Source organism: Geobacillus genomosp. 3 (assembly GCF_000445995.2).
Classification (GTDB): Bacteria; Bacillota; Bacilli; order Bacillales; family Anoxybacillaceae; genus Geobacillus.
This window is the reverse complement of the sequence record NC_022080.4, coordinates 593,737-610,922: the sequence shown is the minus strand read 5'-3', so window position 1 is coordinate 610,922 and position 17,186 is coordinate 593,737. Positions and strand designations below refer to the sequence as shown.

Here is a 17,186-nt window from a genome sequence, read left to right as displayed (position 1 = left end):
ACCACGGGCCGTCCATATATTGAAGTAAGAGGGGAATGTAGAGAGGATGATGGTGCACGATGAGTATGTACGACTATTTCGTCCAACTGCACCGCTATATATTATGGCAAACGAACAAAATACGAACGCTCGAACGCCGCCTTTCCGTTCTCGAAGCCCGGCTGCAGGAGCTAGAATCCCAGCCGCGCACAACGATCGAACGGATTGAATATAAATTCGACCAGCTCAAAGTCGAAACGCTTGAAGGGACGCTAAACATCGGGCTTGCCCCCCCTGGGGCCGGGGGAACGATTGAAGATTTTGCCGTCGAACCGGTGAAAACCGTCATTCCAAAGCCCGAACCGGTGCTGATGCGCCCGATTCAAGAAAAAGTGGCCGCCTACTTGAGCAGCGAGGCGGCGGAGACATTGAAACAGCTTGAACAGCGATACAACCGCCGCCTCGATGCGACGTACCGGCAGTTTATTTTGCAAGATATCGCCCGACAGACGGATGAACGCATCCGCTTTTATTTGCAAGAGAAAGCAAACCAAGGCTACGTTCCCCCGGGCGATCGCGATGAGGCGGTCGAAAATGAAATTTTTCAAAAAGTGAAAGCCGATATCGAACAATCGCTTGATGCGTTTCTCAAACATTTGCCTTCAGGGGAGGAATCAACGTGAATTACACGGTCATCAACCGCGATGTGCACGTCGGTGACATCCGCTTGACAGCCGTCGCCAGCGCAGCGCTGTTTTTAATCGGCGACGCTGATGTGATCAACTTATCATCGGCATTTGACACACCACCGGAATCGCTCATCATCGGCCCGTTTGTCCCGCTCGTGCCGGCTCGAGGGGGAGCATCGTGAAACGGACATCGATCGTTCAGTCGCTCCATGCTGAAACACTGATTATTAGTTCCGTGCTGCAAATCGGTGATTCTGAACGGATTTCCGCACGCACGCGCGCCTTGGCCGTCCAACGGCAATATGAGCTGTTTTTTGGCTCAGAAGGAGAACGTATATTCCCTGTTTTTGCAAAACCAATTCCGCGTTGGTCTTCCCCGCCGCCAGTCGCTTCCCGGCGGACGCTTCACCAGAATCCGGTCATTTCGGTCCGGTCGGTCCGCGTGCTCGGGATTTCTTCGTCAGCCGTTGTCCACATTGGCTCCACCTCGATCGCCGAAACCGAAGCACGAATAAAACATATCCGCCAGCTGGCCGGCCCTGCACCGGGAACGCCAACGGGGAGGGGGGATTCGTAATGCCTTCGTTCGTCGGCCCGATTAAAATCAATAACGTCGGAAGCGGCGCCGTCGTCCAAATGGGCGACTGTCTGTACATCGCTCCGAAAGTCGCCACCAAAACACAGGCCGGGTCCGGCGGCTTTAATACCGGCGACTTTATCATGACGAACAACGCCATTAGCTTTACGAACGCGTTTGATCCAGATGTGTTTGACCAAAATGTTGCCGCCAACAACTGAACATCGCCGGAAACAACTTAGGGGGCGGCTTGCCCCCTAGTTTCTTTCCCATCCGTTCTGTTCATTGGATAGGTCGTTCTTTACATCGTTTCCAGCCGGATGCGCGTGCCGCGGCCGGATGGCTCAGCCGGCTCAACGATAAGCCGCCGCGGCAGACGAGTGCGAATTTCTTGAACATGGCTAATGACGCCAACCGCCAACCGCTGTGTATGCAACTTTTCCAAAGCGGAAATGACTGTATCAAGCAGTTCGGCATCAAGCGTGCCAAAGCCCTCGTCCAAAAAGAAAAACCGAAGCGGATATTCGCCGCGCAGCTGAATTTGCGCCGACAGCGCCAGCGCCAATGACAGTGAGGTCAAAAACGTTTCCCCTCCCGAGAGCGTCGCCACCGGCCGTCTGACGCCGCCGTTAGCATCATCGCGGATGAGAAATCCCCCTTGTGAATCAAGCTCAAGCGAGTAACGTTGCCGCGTTAACTGTTGCAACCACTCGGCGGCTATGGCCGTCACTTGGTCGAGTTGCTCTTCGGCCATAAATTCGACAAAACTGTTGCCGCGAAGCAACGTCTGCAGTTGCTTATACCGTTCGATCTGGCGGCTGAGTTGCTCCCGCTTCGCCTCGAGTTCAACAAAACGGGCATGTTTTTTTCTCAGCTCCGCCACTTTGCCTTGAATGGCCCCAAGTTGTTGCGTCATCGTTTCCATTTGCGCTTTTAGCTCAGCGTACACGCGCTGCAGCATGTCCCATTGTTCAGCGCTCACCGCCGCCTCGCCGAGGGCATCCGTAAGTTGATCCCGACGGTGCTCCGCCTGCTCAACTTGACGCCAATAACGGCGGATGGTTTCGTCCCACTCACGGCATTGCTCTTTTGTCGCTTTCGCCCGTCCAACTTCTTCGGCATCGGCAAACGTGGTGTCGGCAAGGGCGCGGCGCCAACGGGCGAGCGCCTCTTCTTCGCGACGGGCCCCTTCTTCGCACGCCTGCTCGGCCGCCTTTGTCTCACTTTCCAACGTTTGATACTGTTTTTGGACGCGTTGCCATTCATCGTACGCCCGCTGCTCACCGCTTTGCAGCCGTCGCCATTCGGCTTCCACTTCCCGAAGTTGCGCAGCCGCCGGGCTGGGGCCGGCTTTCTCGCGCCGCTGTCGTTCATACTCTTCCCACAGTTGCTGTTTGGCGGTAATGAGCGAGTCAAGGCGCACCCGTTCCGTCTCAATCCGGCGTTGTTCTTCGGACGCTTGCTCTTTTGCCCGCTGTTTTTCTTCTAAAAACGGCACGCTATCCTCAAGCCGTTTTTGCACGTCACGCCACTTTTTCTCTTGTTCACGCAGCTGCTCGTACGCGGCGTCAATCGTCTCAAGCAAAAAAGAAGGGTAAGCCTGTTGCCACTGCTGTTCAAGCTGCTGCCTCTCTTCGTTAAGCCGCTGTCTCTCAGCCTGCAACGCTCCCATGTCATCTGCCGCCCACCGGCATGCGTTTTCCGCTTCACGCCGCGCTGCTTCCGCTTCGTTCCATTGCGCGAGCGCCCGGTAAACAGATTCTTTTAGTCCAATAACATCTTGCTCAAGCGCCCGCACTTCAACAGCAACATCGTTCACCTCTTCTGTCGGGCGGCCGGCGGCAAAGAGAGGAGGCGTCCCATGACCGGCGGCCAGCCCTGCGAGCTGCTCAAGCTGCGCCTTTAACGAAAACACAGTCTGCAAGTCTTGGTCGCACCGCCGCCGCTCCTGCTCGAGCCTAGTCAGCCGCCCGTGGCCGGAAAAATGCAGCGCGGTTGCCGGGTGCGGATGTTCGCGCGATCCACACACCGGGCACGGCTCACCGGCACGAAGTCGTTCAGCGAGCACGGTCGCCAGTTCCGCCGTCCGCGCTTCCTCAATCCGCTTTCGTTCCGCCTCCATATCCTGTTGCAGTGCATGCAGCTGTTTTTCGATGTCTTGCTGTCGCTCACAGACGGAATGATAGGTTTTCTCGACAAGCTGAAACAGTTGATGAAGCCGGGCGCTGGCAGCGGCCGCCTGGCGCTCCCGCTTTGTCCGTTCCTCTTCCGCCTGGCGCCAAACAGCTTCTTTTTGCCGGAGTTGTGCATCAACACGGGCGAGGGCGGATGCCGCTTGCTCGATTTGCCGCTTCCCTTCATGCGCCCGCTCTACTTCGTCTTTGCCGGCTAGCGCCTCCATATAGCGTTGCAGTTCTTCTTTTAACTCCTGTTGCCGCTTCATGCCGCGTTCGTACCAGACAGACGCTTCTTCAAGCTGGCGTTGCGCCGCCTTCTCTCGGACGGCCAAGCGGTTTCGCTCCTCATGGAGGGCGGCAAGCTCATGTGTGAGCGCCTCCATTTGCCGCTCGAGCTGTTCCGCCTGGCGCAGCCGTTCCGTTTGCGCCAACAGCTCCGGTTCGCGCCTCGCTTTTTCCTGCCGCGCCTGTTCGTATCGGCGCACCGCTTCCCCGTAGCCGGCCTTGGCCGCCTCGAGATCACGGGCGAGCTGTTCGTACCGCTTGAGCGCCGCTGCTTGCGAGCATCGCGTCTGTTCGTACTGTTCCCAATATGGCCAAATGCGCTCAGCCTGCTCGGCGCGCTCTTTTTTTACTTCGAGCCTGCGGATGTCCGGCTCATGCCGGCGCAGTTCGGCCAGTTCTCTCTCGACCGTCTCTTTTTCTTGCTGCCACGCCCAAAGCTGTTTCGTTCGTTCGACATTTTTTTCGACTTCCTCGAACTCTTTTTTTCGCTTGGCCAGCAAGGCAACCAATTCCCGCTCCTCGGCTTCCGCCTGCTCAAGCGCTGTTTTCGAGGCGTCACCAAGCCCTGCCTTTTCCGCCTCGATTTTTTCTTCTTCTTGCTCAGCAGCGGCAAGGCGGTCTTTCAGCTTTTTATTCAGCTGATCACCGTACCGCTCAAGATGGAACAGGCGCTGCAGCATTTGCCGCCGCTCGGCCCCTTTAAGCAATAAAAATTCGGCAAATTTCCCTTGCGGCAAGACGACAGCCCGGGTGAAATCTTCCATCGTCAAACCAAGCAGTTGACCGATCGCCTTGTCTACATCGGACAGCTTATCCGCGAGCACGACCGGCTCCGCTTGATGTTCGATCAACCGGCAGACAGCGCTGCGCGTCCGCCATTCGTCCACCTTTTTCAAGCTGCGCTCCACCGTGTACCGTTTCGCCCCCAACGCATTTTCCAACTCAAACGTAAACGAGACGAACAACTCTTGTTCGGCATGATTGATGATTGCCTGGGTACGGTTAGCCGCCCGCCCAACACTGCCGAACAACGCCAACGTAATGGCGTCCAAAATCGTTGACTTGCCGCTCCCGGTCGGCCCGAAAATGCCAAACACACCGCCATCGCACAGCAGCGTAAAATCGATCGTCTGCCTTTCGCGGAAGCTATGAAGCCCGGCAATCGTCAATGAAATCGGCTTCACTCGTCTCCCCCCTCCTTCTCCTCTTCCGACGTCAACTCTAAAAAGAGGCGAACGAGCTCTTCATCCGGCGCCTGTCCCCCGGTTTGCCGTTTATAAAAACGGCAGAACATCTCCTCAAGCGAGAGCGCTTCACGGCTCATGTCAGCCGCCTCTTCCGCCCGCTGCGGAAACACGGGACGGATGTGGACAAAACCGGGATGAAGCTTGCGCAGCCGGTAAATGTCTTCCATGGTCAATGATTCGGTCACATGAAGCTCCAAGTCAACCCAGCATGACTGATCTTTCCCTTCCTCACACCAGCGGTACACCTGCGCAATTCCTTCTGTCGCCTTCCAGCGAACGAGCGGCTTTCCGGCGGCAAGCGGAATTTCCGACACATTGGCCGCGCCACCTGGGTGGACATCAATAACCGTGACAGATTTGGCATGCCCAGCCTCGGAGAAACTGTAAGCAAGCGGCGAACCAGAATAGCGTGCTGTTGTCTCTGCCCGCTTAATATGTTGCGGCCGATGGAGATGACCAAGCGCCACATACTGAGCGGCCTTCGGCAAACTCGTTGCCGCCACTGTATAGGCGCCGCCCACTTCAATCGGTCGCTCGGAATCAGACGTATGGCCGCCGGCGACGTAAAGATGGCTCATCACCACATTAACCGTCTCCTCGGTGAATGAGGAGGCCATCGTTGCTAATAACGCACGGATGCGGTCATCGTACCGGTCGCGCAGCGCTGCTTCCTGATGGTCAGACGACAGCAGCTCGGCAAGGCGCGATTCAGACGGATAGGCCAGCGGAGCAAGCATCATCGTTTCCCCGCATGTCGGGATGTCGATCCGGTAAACGGAAGACTCCGGGCGGCCGAAAAGATAAATATGATAATCGGAAAGCAACGTCCGGGCGGCGCTGATGCGGTCCGGATGATCATGATTGCCGCTGATGACAGCAACCGGCCGGCGGCCCTTGTTGGACAGGCGTGCTAAACTTTCGTAAAACAATTGTTCCGCTGCCGCCGGCGGATTGACGGAATCGAACACATCGCCGGCCATTAAGATGACATCAATTCGTTCTTTCTCGACGATCTCGACGAGCTCGTCGAGAAACGCCTCCTGCTCGGTCAGCCGGCTTCGGCCCTCGAGCGTCCGCCCGAGATGCCAGTCCGCCGTATGCAAAATGCGCATCGTCTCTCCCCCTTTACTTCACTCGACGGCTAGAAAATATTCGCCGTCAAACGAATATAGGTAACATTCCGCCACCGGCACGTGCCAAATTTGTTCAATAGCCCGTCGGTATAAGCGCATTTGCGCCCCGTAACGACCAAGCAAAAAGCGGGCGGCCTCCTCTTTTTGGCCGGCAAAACGCCCTGTCACCTCGTCCGTCTTATAGTCGATCATCACATACCCACGCTCATCCGCAAATACGCAATCAATGACCCCTTGCACGAGCAGGCGGCGGCCGCTCTCCATCTCCTCACCGCCGTAAAGTTCGTCAGCCGGAAGCCCCAAGCTGAACGGCACCTCGCGGTATATTTCACGGGCGGCGCAAAGGCGGCGGCCGATATCCGTAGCGAAAAAGGCGACGATCATAGCGGCATCGACCGCTTCAGCTTGCTCAGCCGACAACAATTCTTTCTCCACAAGCCGCATGATCTGACGGCGAATCGATGATTCGTCTATCGGTGCCTGCAAATCGAGATGGCGCATGACGATATGAAGCGCAGTCCCTTTTTCGGCTGGCGTCAACGTTTTTTTCTGCATAAAGCGCGGCCGGGAAAACAGCGGCGCTGTTCCCTTGCGCGGCATCCATTCGTCCGCCTGCTCACCAAACAGCGCACGCTGTTCTTTCAGTTCCGAAACTGACTGTTTGGCGCGCACGGCCGTCTCCTTCCCGTAACGATACCGCCACAACAGGCGACGCCTTGCTTCCTCCTCCCATTCCCCTCCGATTGGAACGGGACGGCCTTGTTCAAGCGCAGCAAGCGTACCGCCATCCTTTTGGTCAGCTGGCGTTTCACCACTGCGCAGCTTGGCCGCCGACACGATGGCAAGACGCCACACGGACGGGTGAGAGGAAATTTCTTCCGCCGCCTCAACCGCCGCAAGGGCGCGCGCGTCACGATGACGGATGAGCGCCCGTCCGATCCAATCCAAGTATGAGCGGGCCGACGCTCGCACATCGTCAGGAAGAAGCCAACCGCTTTCAGCAGCCACTCCTTTCCATTTTTCAATCTCCTTGTTTACATCGTTGACTGAGGCAAGCAAGTACAGTTTCTCTTTCGCCCTTGTAAGCGCGACGTACAAAATGCGCATTTCCTCGGCGAGCAGCTCGAGCCGCTTCTTTACTTGAATGGCCAGCAGCGGCATGGTCGGATAGCTGATGCGCAGCTGCGGATGGACAAATCGGGCGGCAAAGCCGAGCTCTTTATCAAGCAAATACGGATGACGCAAATCGCGCGTATAAAACGGGCGGGCGAGCCCGGCAAGAAAAACGATCGGAAACTCGAGCCCTTTGCTGCTATGGATTGTCATGATGCGCACAACATCTTCCTGCTCGCTGAGCGGGCGGGCCGCCCCTAAGTCGTCGCCGCGCTCCTGCAGCCGCTCAATGAAGCGGAGAAAGCGGAACAGCCCGCGGAATGACGTCGATTCGTATTGCCGGGCGCGGTCATACAAGGCGCGCAAATTGGCTTGCCGCTGCTTTCCGCCCGGCAACGCACCGACAAAATCATAAAACTGCGTGTCGCGATATAGCTGCCAAATCAGATCCGCTAATGAACCGCGGCGCGCCATCGTGCGCCACACTTCCAACTGCTTGAAAAAGGCAGTCGCTTTTTTCTTGGCCTTCTCTTCCTCTTCCGTTTCCGCCGGCTTTTGGCGAAACGATTGCAGCGCCTCGAAAAACGTGCCCTTCGGGTCGCTGAGACGGATCATAGCGAGCTCGTTTTCATCAAAACGGAATAGCGGTGAGCGGAGCACGGCAGCCAGCGGAATATCTTGGTGGGGATTGTCGATCACTTTCAACAGCGACAGCATCACCGAAATTTCTGTCGCCTGGAAATAGCCGGATGATAAATCAGCGGCGGCTGGAATGCCATGCGCCTGCAACTGCTCAATCATTTGCGGCGCATTCGTCATCGAACGGACAAGCACGACGATGTCACGATACATAGCGCGCCGCGGTTGCCCGCTCGAACGGTCATACACATAAAACGGGCGCGAAACAAGCTCTTTAATTTTTTCCGCCATCAGGCGCGCCTCCAACTCGGCCGCCTCAAGTTCGGCCGCTTCTTCTTCATCTTCTTCCGCCGAACATTGCCGGTCGATGATCATCACTTCCGGAACGGCATCCGGCCCGCTTGGATAATCGGCTCCGTACTTTAGTTGGGCCGCTTCATCGTACGTCATCTCCCCGACGGCTTCACCCATAATTTGAGCGAATAAGAAGTTTGTCCCATCAAGCACTTCGGCGCGGCTGCGGAAATTGTTCGCCAAGTCGATTTTCATTCCCCCGGCTTCCCCATCGGCAGTGAACCGCTTATACTTATCGAGAAACAGCATCGGCTCGGCGAGTCGGAACCGGTAAATCGATTGTTTGACATCGCCGACCATAAACAAGTTGCCTGTTCGCTCATTTCCTTTTTTGACGAGCTGCAAAATCGTTTCCTGGACAAGGTTGGTATCTTGATACTCATCGACGAGCACTTCATCGAACTGCCCTTGGTACTCCAAAGCGGCGGCTGACGGCTGCCATTCGCCTGTTTCCGGATCGCGCCGACGCAAAATGCGCAAACAATAATGTTCCAAGTCGGAAAAATCGACAATCCCCTTTTCCCGTTTCGCCGTTTCAAACATGGCGGAAAAGCGGCGGACGAGGGCGACGATCGTTTCGACGACCGGCTTCATCTCGCGCATATGGCGAAGCCAAGCAGACGGACGGAGCGAAAACACATCTTCACGCAATGCCTCAATTTTCTTTTTCGCCTGATCGCGCAGCGCTTTCGCCTCATCGATGAGTTGTGCGTCAAACCCATCGCCGCGGCAGGCCGGAAGCCGACCGAACGAGAGCGACTGCAGCGCATGATACAACTCATCCCACGACCCGGACAGCCTTCTCTCCAAATCAGCGATCAAGTCCATATCTTCGTGCAGCCGCTTTACGTACGGCTTCGGACCCCTTTCCTTCCCAGCAAGCGTCAAAGCCAAGCGAAGGAACCGTCTGGCCGCCGCCAGTTCCATCGTTGCGTGCTGAGCGATATAGCGCGCCGGCGCCAGCGTCTTCACCGGCGTTTGTTCGTCGACATCATACATCGATACTAAACCGGCCAACCATTCATCCGGCGTCGGATGAGAACGGGAAAATTCGTAAAGCGCGAATATCATCTCCTGCAGCTCCGCGTCACTGCGGTCACCGGTATAGGCGTCGACAACGGCAAAAAAGCGTTCATTGTCCGCTTTTCCGTATTCTTCCTCTAGCAGTTCTTCAAGGACGTCTTCTTTCAACAGCTCGATTTCCGTCTCATCGGCAATGCGAAACGACGGATCCAAATCGAGCAAATAATAATATTTGCGGATCACATCCAAACAGAAAGAATGGAGCGTTGAAATCGGGGCGCGGTTGAGCAAGCTGAGTTGACGCCGCAAATGGAGTGAATGCGGGCGCTTGGCGAGCTCTCGTTCGAGCGCTTCGCCAATTCTCGCTCTCATCTCGGCCGCTGCCGCATTCGTAAACGTGACGACAAGCAGCCGGTCAATATCAACTGCCCCTTCTTCCGCCGTCACTTTTTGAATAATTCGCTCGACAAGAACGGCTGTTTTTCCGGATCCCGCCGCCGCGGCGACGAGAATATCCCGGCCGCCGGCCGCGATCGCCTTCCATTGTTCATCCGTCCACCGGCTTCCGGCTGGCTTCGGGCGAAACGTGACGTTCATGACCCTTCCTCCCTTTCCGTTAATGTTTCGATCACCGCATCCTTCGTCTGCGGAGCCAATTTCCGATACCCGTTGCCCGATAACGATTCATCGAATTGACATACCGGTTTAAAGGCGCAAAACTCGCACGCTGTTTTGTTTTTTAGCTTGTACGGGGCGATCGAGATGTCGCCATCGGCAATTTGTTCGCCAATATCAACAAACAAGCGGCGAACGTGCCGGCGCAACGCGGCAAAGTCGGATGCGCTCGCCACTGAAGAACGCGCGTGAATCGCCCCGGTTCTCGTCAGCTGGGCAGGGACAATGAACGACCATTGCCCATTTTCTGTTTGGTTATCCATCAGCCGGATGGCCTCGGCGTCAGCGAGCAGCAATCCGCGCATCCGGAACGGCTCAAGCAGGATTCTTGTCCTTTCTATTTCGTCGTCAAGCCATCGCTTCGCTTGAATAATCGGGTTGTGGATGTGGAAATAAAGCACCCCCGCTGGCAGAGCCGACTGGCCGACGAGCTGTTCGGCATACGTTAGTACAATATCCAAATACGTGAACATTTGCAGCGCTAAACCGTAATACACTTCTGTCAAATCAAGCGTTTTGGCGCTCGATTTGTAATCGATGATGCGCAGGAGCACCCCTTGGCTGCTTTCCGCCTTATCAACGCGGTCGATCCGCCCAACGAGCTCCATTACCGTTCCGTCACGAAGCTGGAAGCGAAGCGGCGGCAAGTCACCGCCCGGCCCAAATGACAACTCGAACCCGATCGGGGCAAAACCGCTCGCCCGCGCATGTTCGCTCAACACTTGCGTCGTGCGGGCGACGACCTTTTTTAATTTCCGTTTCATATATTCATAGCGATTAGAACTCGATAGCACTTGCTGCTGAATGAGCGGGGCAATTCGTTCGACCGCTTCGGCCGACAGCCGCTCACATTCCAATCTTGATAGCTCTTTCCAGTCGAGGTGCCGTTCGCGCACTCGGTCGGCAATTTGCTTGATGGCGGCATGAAACAGTTGCCCGACATCCGGTGCCTCAAGGCGGAAGACATTCCTCTCTTTCAGGCGCAGACCGTGTGAAACGAAATGAGCGTACGGGCATTTTTGGAACTGTTCCATGCGCGAGACGCTCGCCTGAATTTTCTTTCCGTACAGCCGCCGGCTCCATTGTCTTTTGAGCGTTGGCGCCTGATTCGTATAAAACAGCGCCGACACCGCCTGCTGCACTCGCGCCTTCCATTCCGGATGGTTGATCAGCACGTTATACACATCCCACCAAAGCGGAGCAATACCGTAATTTCGTTTCCATGCCCGCAGCTGGCTGATGAGATACGTCTGTGTCGCCCGCGGCGCAGTGACAAACGCCTCCGGTTTCTCCTCCGGGGCATCGAACGGATCATGGCCGCATAAATGAACAGGCAGATGCGGAAACAGTTGAACCAACTGTTTAATAAGCGGGGACGGCATAAGCGCTTTCCCTTCGCCATCGGCGAGCGGATATGTAACGTATAGACGCCGGCTCGGACAGGCCAGAGCTAAGTAAACAAAAAATGGATCGTAAAACAGCTGCTCCCTCCCTCCGGGTGCAAGCGCCATGCCGAATTCGCGCAATTGCTCCCGCTCGACCTCGGCCATGAGCCCCTCTTCCTTCGCCTTGGCCGGGATGACGCCGTCATTAGCCCCGATGATAAACGCATATTTGATCCCAATCAGGCGCGACCGGTCGAGCTGAGCGACGATCACTTGGTCGATCGCCGGCGGAACAAGAGCAAATTCAAGTCGGTCGAGCCCAGCTTCAATAATTTTAGCAAACTCAGGAAGTGGCAGTGATTCCGTCCCAAGCATTTCGACATATTGGTCGAGCAAATCAACGACCGCGTTCCACGCCTGCTCGTGTTGGCGCGCTTCGACGAGGCGTCCATCCGCTTCCGCTTGCGCGCTCATTTGCTCTAGTTTTTTTGGAATTTGCAACTCTTCTAAAAAGAGATATAAAGCCGCGCAAAAATCGCGCCCGTCAGCGGCCCTTTGCAGACGACGCTCAAACCGGCGGAGCGGGGCCGTCAGCGCCTCGCGCCATGCGTTGAGCTTGTCTTCAAGCTGTCGCTCTTCATCCGTCTGCGGTACGTTCAGCCCGTCGAGCGCCTGGTAGCGGCGGTATGTCCAGCGCTCGCCGCTTGTCCATTTTTCACCTTTCACCCCATAGGCGAGCACGTAGTTTTCGAGCTTGTCGGCCGCCTCGCGCCACGCGGCCAAGTCGCCATCAACCGGAAAGAGCAAATCCGTTTTTATGGCGCGAAAGACCGCTTCATAGCGCCAACGCGTCACCACTGTCTCCAAAGCAGCGCGCACGAGTTCCATGAGCGGGTGATGGTGCATCGGCTCTTTTTCATCCACAAAATACGGGATGTCAAAGTCAAAAAACACCGTTTTCACCAGATCGCGATACGCCTCCGCCTGGCGGATGATGAGCGCAATGTCGCGGTAGCGTGCCCCTTCGTCGCGGACGAGACGGATGATTTCCCGAGCGACCGCCTCGATTTCCGCGCGGCGGTTGGCTGCTTCGTAAAGGCGAATCGCGTCGGTCTCCGCTTCGTACGGGGGCAGCGGGCGGCGGTGAAACTGCGCCTCAAGATGGACGAGCGCCCCGTCTTGATGGCGGCGGTTGACAGAAAGCACGACCGGTGGTTCGATCATAATATCGTTAGCCAAAGCAAGTTCGCGCAACTGGCGGTATGTCTGCGCCGGCAAGTAAAAGAGGTTGAGCTCGTCCGGCATCCCGTCATCGTACGGGCGGTCAGCCGTCAAGCAAACGGTGACGCGCCGGCAATGGTGAAGAAGCTGTTCAATGACCATATATTCCTGTGGGGAAAAATGATGAAAACCGTCAATATAAATGTCGGCGCCATGCAAGTAGCCGGAGCGGGGGATGTGCTCGGCAAGCAGGCGCAAATAATCTTCCGAATCAAGATAATGGCCGAGAAGGCTCCGCTCCAACTCCTCATAAACGAGCGCCACATCGCTTAACTTATCGGCCAGCAAACGGCGGCCCGGTTGGCCTGACCCGCTTTCGAGCATATCGGCGTGGCGGCGGAGTTCATCCGGCGCCAGGCAATACCGCTTGCATTCAGCGATCATCTCATGCATTTGTTCGACAAAACCACTTTTGTCCGCCGCACGTCCAAATAGCTTCAGCTCCTGTTTGCGCTGTTCAATAATTTTACGAATCATCATTTGCACGCCAACGTCATGGACGTAGTAACGGCTCATGCCTCCTGTTTCTTGCAACACGCGCCAGGCGAGGCGGGGGAAGCTGAACACTTGAGCGCGGATCATCCCCTCTACTCCCTCGGTATGGATTAACGCGTATTCACATTGAAATGTCATTTGTTCCGGGACAAGGTAGACAATCGTCCTCCCCTTTGGATCTTCTTGCAGCTGACGGCGAATTTCCTCGAGACAGACAGCCGTTTTTCCACTTCCCGACCGACCGAGCAAAAACCGCAGCGACATAACGATCACCACCATTCATTTCCTTATATTTCTTTCATTTTAGCACACACGTTCGTGTTTGACGAGTTGCATCCGTCCCACCCACATTCTGCAGCAGCGAGCCGGCAAAAATGGTTATCGAAAGCAATCGCCCCAAAAAAGCCTCGAACGCTGCTTCTCTTTCCCCCGCAATTCAAACCGTGAGCGCCGGACAACAAATTTCGGCAAAGAAAAAAGCTTTCCTTTCGCCGGCACTTCGACACCACCATGTTTTGTGCCAAAGCAAGCCGCTGCTCTAAAAACGGAAAGCAAACTGTCCAAATGGCCAATAACGGAGGTCGACTTTGCCGACGACCTGGCTGATTTTAACAAAACCGAAATGGCGGCTGTCCCAACTGCCAAGCCGATTATCACCGAGGACGAAAATGCAGCCGGCCGGCACCCGTTTTTCCCCGGTCACCTCTTCAAGGGTAAAATCACCCGTCAGCTTGCCGCTGACCAATTTTTGCTTATAAGGCTGTAAATACGGTTCGTTGACTTTTTGTCCATTGATATACAATCTATCGTTTTTGTATTCAATTCGGTCTCCCGGCAGCCCGATGACCCGTTTTACATAATCTTCCTTTTGATTGGCATGGAAAACGACAATGTCGAATCGGTGTATCGGTCCGATTTCATAGCGCAGCTTATTGACAATCAGCAAATTGCCGCTTTGCAATGTCGGCATCATCGATTTTCCCTCTACCATATAGTTGCTGAAAACAAAAAAACGGAGTGCGGCAATCAAGCAAACGGCGGCCAGCCATGGCCATCGGTGTCTTCGTTTTTTCTTTTTGTTTTCTTCTGTCATTCTCCGTCCTCCCTGCCGCTTTGTTTTTCTGTCAGCGAAAATCTCGCCTCTATCCGTTTTCCTGCATACCAAAGCAACAAGACGATCACAGCAATGCCGGCTGTCCGCAATGGTTGACGAACGAGCGCCACGATGTCATAACCGATAAAACTGATCGTAAAAATCATGATCATCTTTCCGAGCAACACCGCGAGCACAAACTGTTGGCGGCTGATGCCGGACAGCCCGGCGACAATATTGACAAGCGCTGACGGAGTGAAAGGGAAACAATAAAGCAAAAATAGCGGACCAAATCCATGCCGTTCGATCCAATGCATGAACCGGCGCACTTTTGGGTGGCGGCGGACAAAACGAAAAAAACGCTGCTGGCCGATTCTCCGTGTCAGCCAAAATACGATGAGCGAGCCGAGCGAAGCGCCAAGCCAAGAAATGAAAAACCCTTTCCACAATCCAAACGCGGCGGCGTTCGCCATCACAAACACAACCATCGGCAAGATCGGAAAAAACGACTCGAGCAGCGTCGCGGCAATGCCGGGAAACACGCCAAATGAGCGGTAATGTTCGAGCAAGGAAAGCACGTTATCGAGCGTGAACCATTGTTTGAGCGTCTCCATATTCATGCATCTTTCTCCATTCAAATGCCGTTTATACTTTTATTTTACACGCCCGGCCGTGCAATTTGAACTCATGTTTATGAAAACCCATTTTTTATCATCAATGCTCTGTCACATCTTTTTCTTGCTGCATACGGAATATGTATTGCAGCTTGCGTTCTCTTGCCTCCATTCGGTCTGCCAGTTTCGTCCGCAGTTGGGCTGTTCGATACAATTGATTGATAAAGGATTTATAGGAAACATCGAGGAATACGTTTTTTCCGTTACGGAAATAAACAATGGTTCGCTCATATTTGGCGGGCTCATACCGATAGACGTGCATATGGGACAGCCAAACGCAGCCGGAATCTCTCGGGGAAGAAGTCGGGAAGACGTAAATTCCGTTGGACGGTTCGATGGCAATCGGCGCCTTGTGGGTGATACCGATCAATGCCTTTGTTCCGTCTTTTCTGCCTTGGAAGCTGCAGCCGTAATAATCGCAGCTATGTTTAATGATGTCGGTCGGCGTTTTTTTGACAATATATTCACCATCTTCCTCCACTACTTTTGCATAGATGTCACTGTTCAACGGGTACGGGAGAATCGCCATTGTATAACGGCTCACGACGAAATGTTCCAACACAATAAACTCATTCACTTTCATCGGTTCATCCCCTTTCCTATCAACTGGCTCACTACCCCTATCATACCATCAGAAGTTATATTTTTCTATATTTTGAAAAAGATTAATGGCTTTCTATCGTAAAAAAAACCCATGACTATCGTCACGGGTGCCGTTATGCGTTTTCAAATGTTTGACCGATTTCTTTGGCTGCCAAGTATTCATTCGCCTGCTCAAGCGCGGTATGTTCGCCGACCGAATCACCCGCATACGTTTCCTCATTCATCCACCATTGCTCAAAGTGAAGATCTGTACTGACGCGAAATTCAGCGGGCATTAATTCCGGCAGATCGCCTTTTTTCTTCTCCATCCCATCGCCTCCCTCCCCCATAGGATGCCCCACCTTTTTCCTTTTATCCAAAAAAAAAAAGCCCGGGGAGGCCGGGCTTTCATCTAGATCCGCTGTTGATTCACATTAAGCAGTTGTAAACTGTTCTTCTTCAGTTGACCCTTTTAAGGCGACTGTGGACGACTGACCGCCAGAGATCACTTGAGCGACCTCATCGAAGTAGCCGGTACCGACTTCGCGCTGATGGCGCGTTGCCGTATAGCCGTACTTCTCAGCGGCAAATTCCGCCTGCTGCAGTTCAGCATACGCCGCCATGCCGCGCTCTTTATAGCCGCGCGCCAACTCGAACATGCTGTAGTTGAGTGCATGGAAACCGGCCAGAGTGACGAATTGGAACTTGTACCCCATTTTGCCGAGTTCTTGTTGGAATTTGGCGATCGTTTCATCATCCAATTTTTTCTTCCAGTTAAACGACGGCGAGCAGTTGTACGCCAGCAGCTTGCCAGGGAATCGCTCGTGAATCGCTTCCGCGAATCGGCGTGCTTCCTCCAAATTTGGTTCGCTCGTTTCGCACCAAATGAGATCGGCATACGGCGCGTAGGCAAGTCCGCGGGCAATCGCCTGGTCAAGGCCTGCCCGTGTGCGATAAAACCCTTCCGTCGTCCGTTCGCCGGTTATAAACTGTTGATCGCGCGGGTCAATGTCGCTTGTGATCAAGTCGGCGGCGTTCGCATCGGTGCGGGCGATGAGCACAGTCGGGACACCCATGACGTCAGCGGCAAGCCGCGCTGCGATTAAGTTGCGCACGGCCGTTTGCGTCGGCAACAACACTTTCCCGCCTAAATGGCCGCATTTTTTCTCTGACGACAGCTGATCTTCAAAATGAACACCGGCCGCCCCGGCCTCGATCATTCCTTTCATGAGCTCAAACACGTTCAGCTGGCCGCCGAATCCAGCCTCTGCGTCAGCCACGATCGGCACAAAATAGTCGACATCGCCGCTTCCTTCCAAATGTTGGATTTGATCTGCACGCTGCAACGCCTGATTAATTCGTTTGACAACATGCGGAACGCTATTGGACGGATACAAGCTTTGGTCCGGATACATATGCCCCGCGAGGTTGGCGTCGGCCGCCACCTGCCAGCCGCTTAAGTAAATGGCTTTCAGCCCGGCTTTCACTTGCTGCACCGCCTGATTTCCGGTCAGCGCCCCGAGCGCATGGACGTAATCTTCCGTATTTAACAGCTGCCATAACTTCTCAGCACCGCGCCGAGCAAGCGTATGCTCAATATCGAGCGAACCGCGCAGTTTAATGACATCTTCGGCGCTGTACGGGCGAACGATCCCTTTCCAACGCTCCTCATTTTTCCAACTTTCCTCTAATTGTCGGACACGTTCAGTAAATGACGCCATTTTTCCTTCCCCCATCTGTATTGTTATATTACATTTCTTTATTTACGTTTTTTATTATATAACA

At 54.7% G+C, this 17,186-nt stretch carries 13 protein-coding genes; 4 read left to right on the top strand and 9 right to left on the bottom strand.

Going from position 1 to position 17,186, the window contains the following annotated elements; all coding sequences use genetic code 11:
• The first annotated feature begins 59 nt into the window (after window positions 1-59).
• Genes M493_RS03210 through M493_RS03195 form a run of 4 tightly spaced genes read left to right on the top strand, consistent with a single transcriptional unit; the run spans window position 60 to window position 1,466 of the window.
• On the top strand, window positions 60-662 hold the full coding sequence (locus tag M493_RS03210; protein ID WP_023817491.1) for a spore germination protein GerPC: 603 nt from the start codon (window positions 60-62) through the stop codon (window positions 660-662).
• Window positions 659-850: a hypothetical protein gene (locus M493_RS03205; protein ID WP_020958834.1), complete on the top strand. Its 192-nt coding sequence runs from the start codon at window positions 659-661 to the stop codon at window positions 848-850. Before M493_RS03210 ends, M493_RS03205 begins: the two co-directional genes overlap by 4 nt.
• On the top strand, window positions 847-1,245 hold the full coding sequence (locus M493_RS03200; protein ID WP_020958833.1) for a spore germination protein GerPE: 399 nt from the start codon (window positions 847-849) through the stop codon (window positions 1,243-1,245). The genes M493_RS03205 and M493_RS03200 overlap by 4 nt, the downstream gene beginning before the upstream one ends.
• A complete protein-coding gene (locus tag M493_RS03195) occupies window positions 1,245-1,466 on the top strand; it encodes a spore germination protein (protein WP_020958832.1) in 222 nt (73 codons plus the stop codon). Before M493_RS03200 ends, M493_RS03195 begins: the two co-directional genes overlap by 1 nt.
• An 80-nt stretch (window positions 1,467-1,546) precedes the next feature.
• On the opposite strand, the gene M493_RS03190 is transcribed toward M493_RS03195, so the two are convergent.
• The 9 genes from M493_RS03190 to aceA form a co-directional block, all read right to left on the bottom strand.
• Window positions 1,547-4,891 (bottom strand): AAA family ATPase, encoded by a 3,345-nt coding sequence (locus tag M493_RS03190; RefSeq protein WP_020958831.1) that lies wholly within the window; start codon window positions 4,889-4,891, stop codon window positions 1,547-1,549.
• Complete coding sequence (locus M493_RS03185) at window positions 4,888-6,066, bottom strand: exonuclease SbcCD subunit D (protein ID WP_020958830.1); 1,179 nt, start codon at window positions 6,064-6,066, stop codon at window positions 4,888-4,890. Before M493_RS03185 ends, M493_RS03190 begins: the two co-directional genes overlap by 4 nt.
• Before the next feature lie 18 nt (window positions 6,067-6,084).
• Window positions 6,085-9,813, bottom strand: coding sequence for a helicase-exonuclease AddAB subunit AddA (addA, locus tag M493_RS03180; RefSeq protein ID WP_020958829.1), 3,729 nt, complete (start codon window positions 9,811-9,813; stop codon window positions 6,085-6,087).
• A complete protein-coding gene (addB, locus tag M493_RS03175; RefSeq protein ID WP_335328898.1) occupies window positions 9,810-13,316 on the bottom strand; it encodes a helicase-exonuclease AddAB subunit AddB in 3,507 nt (1,168 codons plus the stop codon). The genes addA and addB overlap by 4 nt, the downstream gene beginning before the upstream one ends.
• 274 nt (window positions 13,317-13,590) lie before the next feature.
• Window positions 13,591-14,145: a signal peptidase I gene (gene lepB / locus M493_RS03170; RefSeq protein WP_020958826.1), complete on the bottom strand. Its 555-nt coding sequence runs from the start codon at window positions 14,143-14,145 to the stop codon at window positions 13,591-13,593.
• Window positions 14,142-14,765, bottom strand: a complete 624-nt coding sequence (locus tag M493_RS03165; RefSeq protein ID WP_020958825.1) for a TVP38/TMEM64 family protein — start codon at window positions 14,763-14,765, stop codon at window positions 14,142-14,144. The genes lepB and M493_RS03165 overlap by 4 nt, the downstream gene beginning before the upstream one ends.
• A 94-nt stretch (window positions 14,766-14,859) precedes the next feature.
• Entirely contained in the window at window positions 14,860-15,402 is a 543-nt protein-coding gene (locus M493_RS03160; protein WP_020958824.1) for a competence protein ComK, read from the bottom strand.
• Window positions 15,403-15,535: 133 nt separating this feature from the next.
• Window positions 15,536-15,730 carry a hypothetical protein gene (locus M493_RS03155; RefSeq protein ID WP_023817487.1) on the bottom strand — a complete coding sequence of 65 codons (195 nt, stop codon included), beginning with the start codon at window positions 15,728-15,730 and terminating at the stop codon, window positions 15,536-15,538.
• 105 nt (window positions 15,731-15,835) lie between these two features.
• Window positions 15,836-17,122, bottom strand: coding sequence for an isocitrate lyase (gene aceA, locus M493_RS03150; protein WP_020958822.1), 1,287 nt, complete (start codon window positions 17,120-17,122; stop codon window positions 15,836-15,838).
• Between the last annotated feature and the right edge of the window lie 64 nt (window positions 17,123-17,186).

Coding starts and splice junctions, on each gene's coding strand:
- M493_RS03210 (WP_023817491.1), top strand. CDS start 60: ATGAGTATGTACGACTATTTCGTCCAACTGCACCGCTATATATTATGG.
- M493_RS03195 (WP_020958832.1), top strand. CDS start 1,245: ATGCCTTCGTTCGTCGGCCCGATTAAAATCAATAACGTCGGAAGCGGC.
- M493_RS03185 (WP_020958830.1), bottom strand. CDS start 6,066: ATGCGCATTTTGCATACGGCGGACTGGCATCTCGGGCGGACGCTCGAG.
- addA (WP_020958829.1), bottom strand. CDS start 9,813: ATGAACGTCACGTTTCGCCCGAAGCCAGCCGGAAGCCGGTGGACGGAT.
- addB (WP_335328898.1), bottom strand. CDS start 13,316: ATGTCGCTGCGGTTTTTGCTCGGTCGGTCGGGAAGTGGAAAAACGGCT.
- lepB (WP_020958826.1), bottom strand. CDS start 14,145: ATGACAGAAGAAAACAAAAAGAAAAAACGAAGACACCGATGGCCATGG.
- M493_RS03165 (WP_020958825.1), bottom strand. CDS start 14,765: ATGAATATGGAGACGCTCAAACAATGGTTCACGCTCGATAACGTGCTT.
- M493_RS03160 (WP_020958824.1), bottom strand. CDS start 15,402: ATGAAAGTGAATGAGTTTATTGTGTTGGAACATTTCGTCGTGAGCCGT.
- M493_RS03155 (WP_023817487.1), bottom strand. CDS start 15,730: ATGGAGAAGAAAAAAGGCGATCTGCCGGAATTAATGCCCGCTGAATTT.
- aceA (WP_020958822.1), bottom strand. CDS start 17,122: ATGGCGTCATTTACTGAACGTGTCCGACAATTAGAGGAAAGTTGGAAA.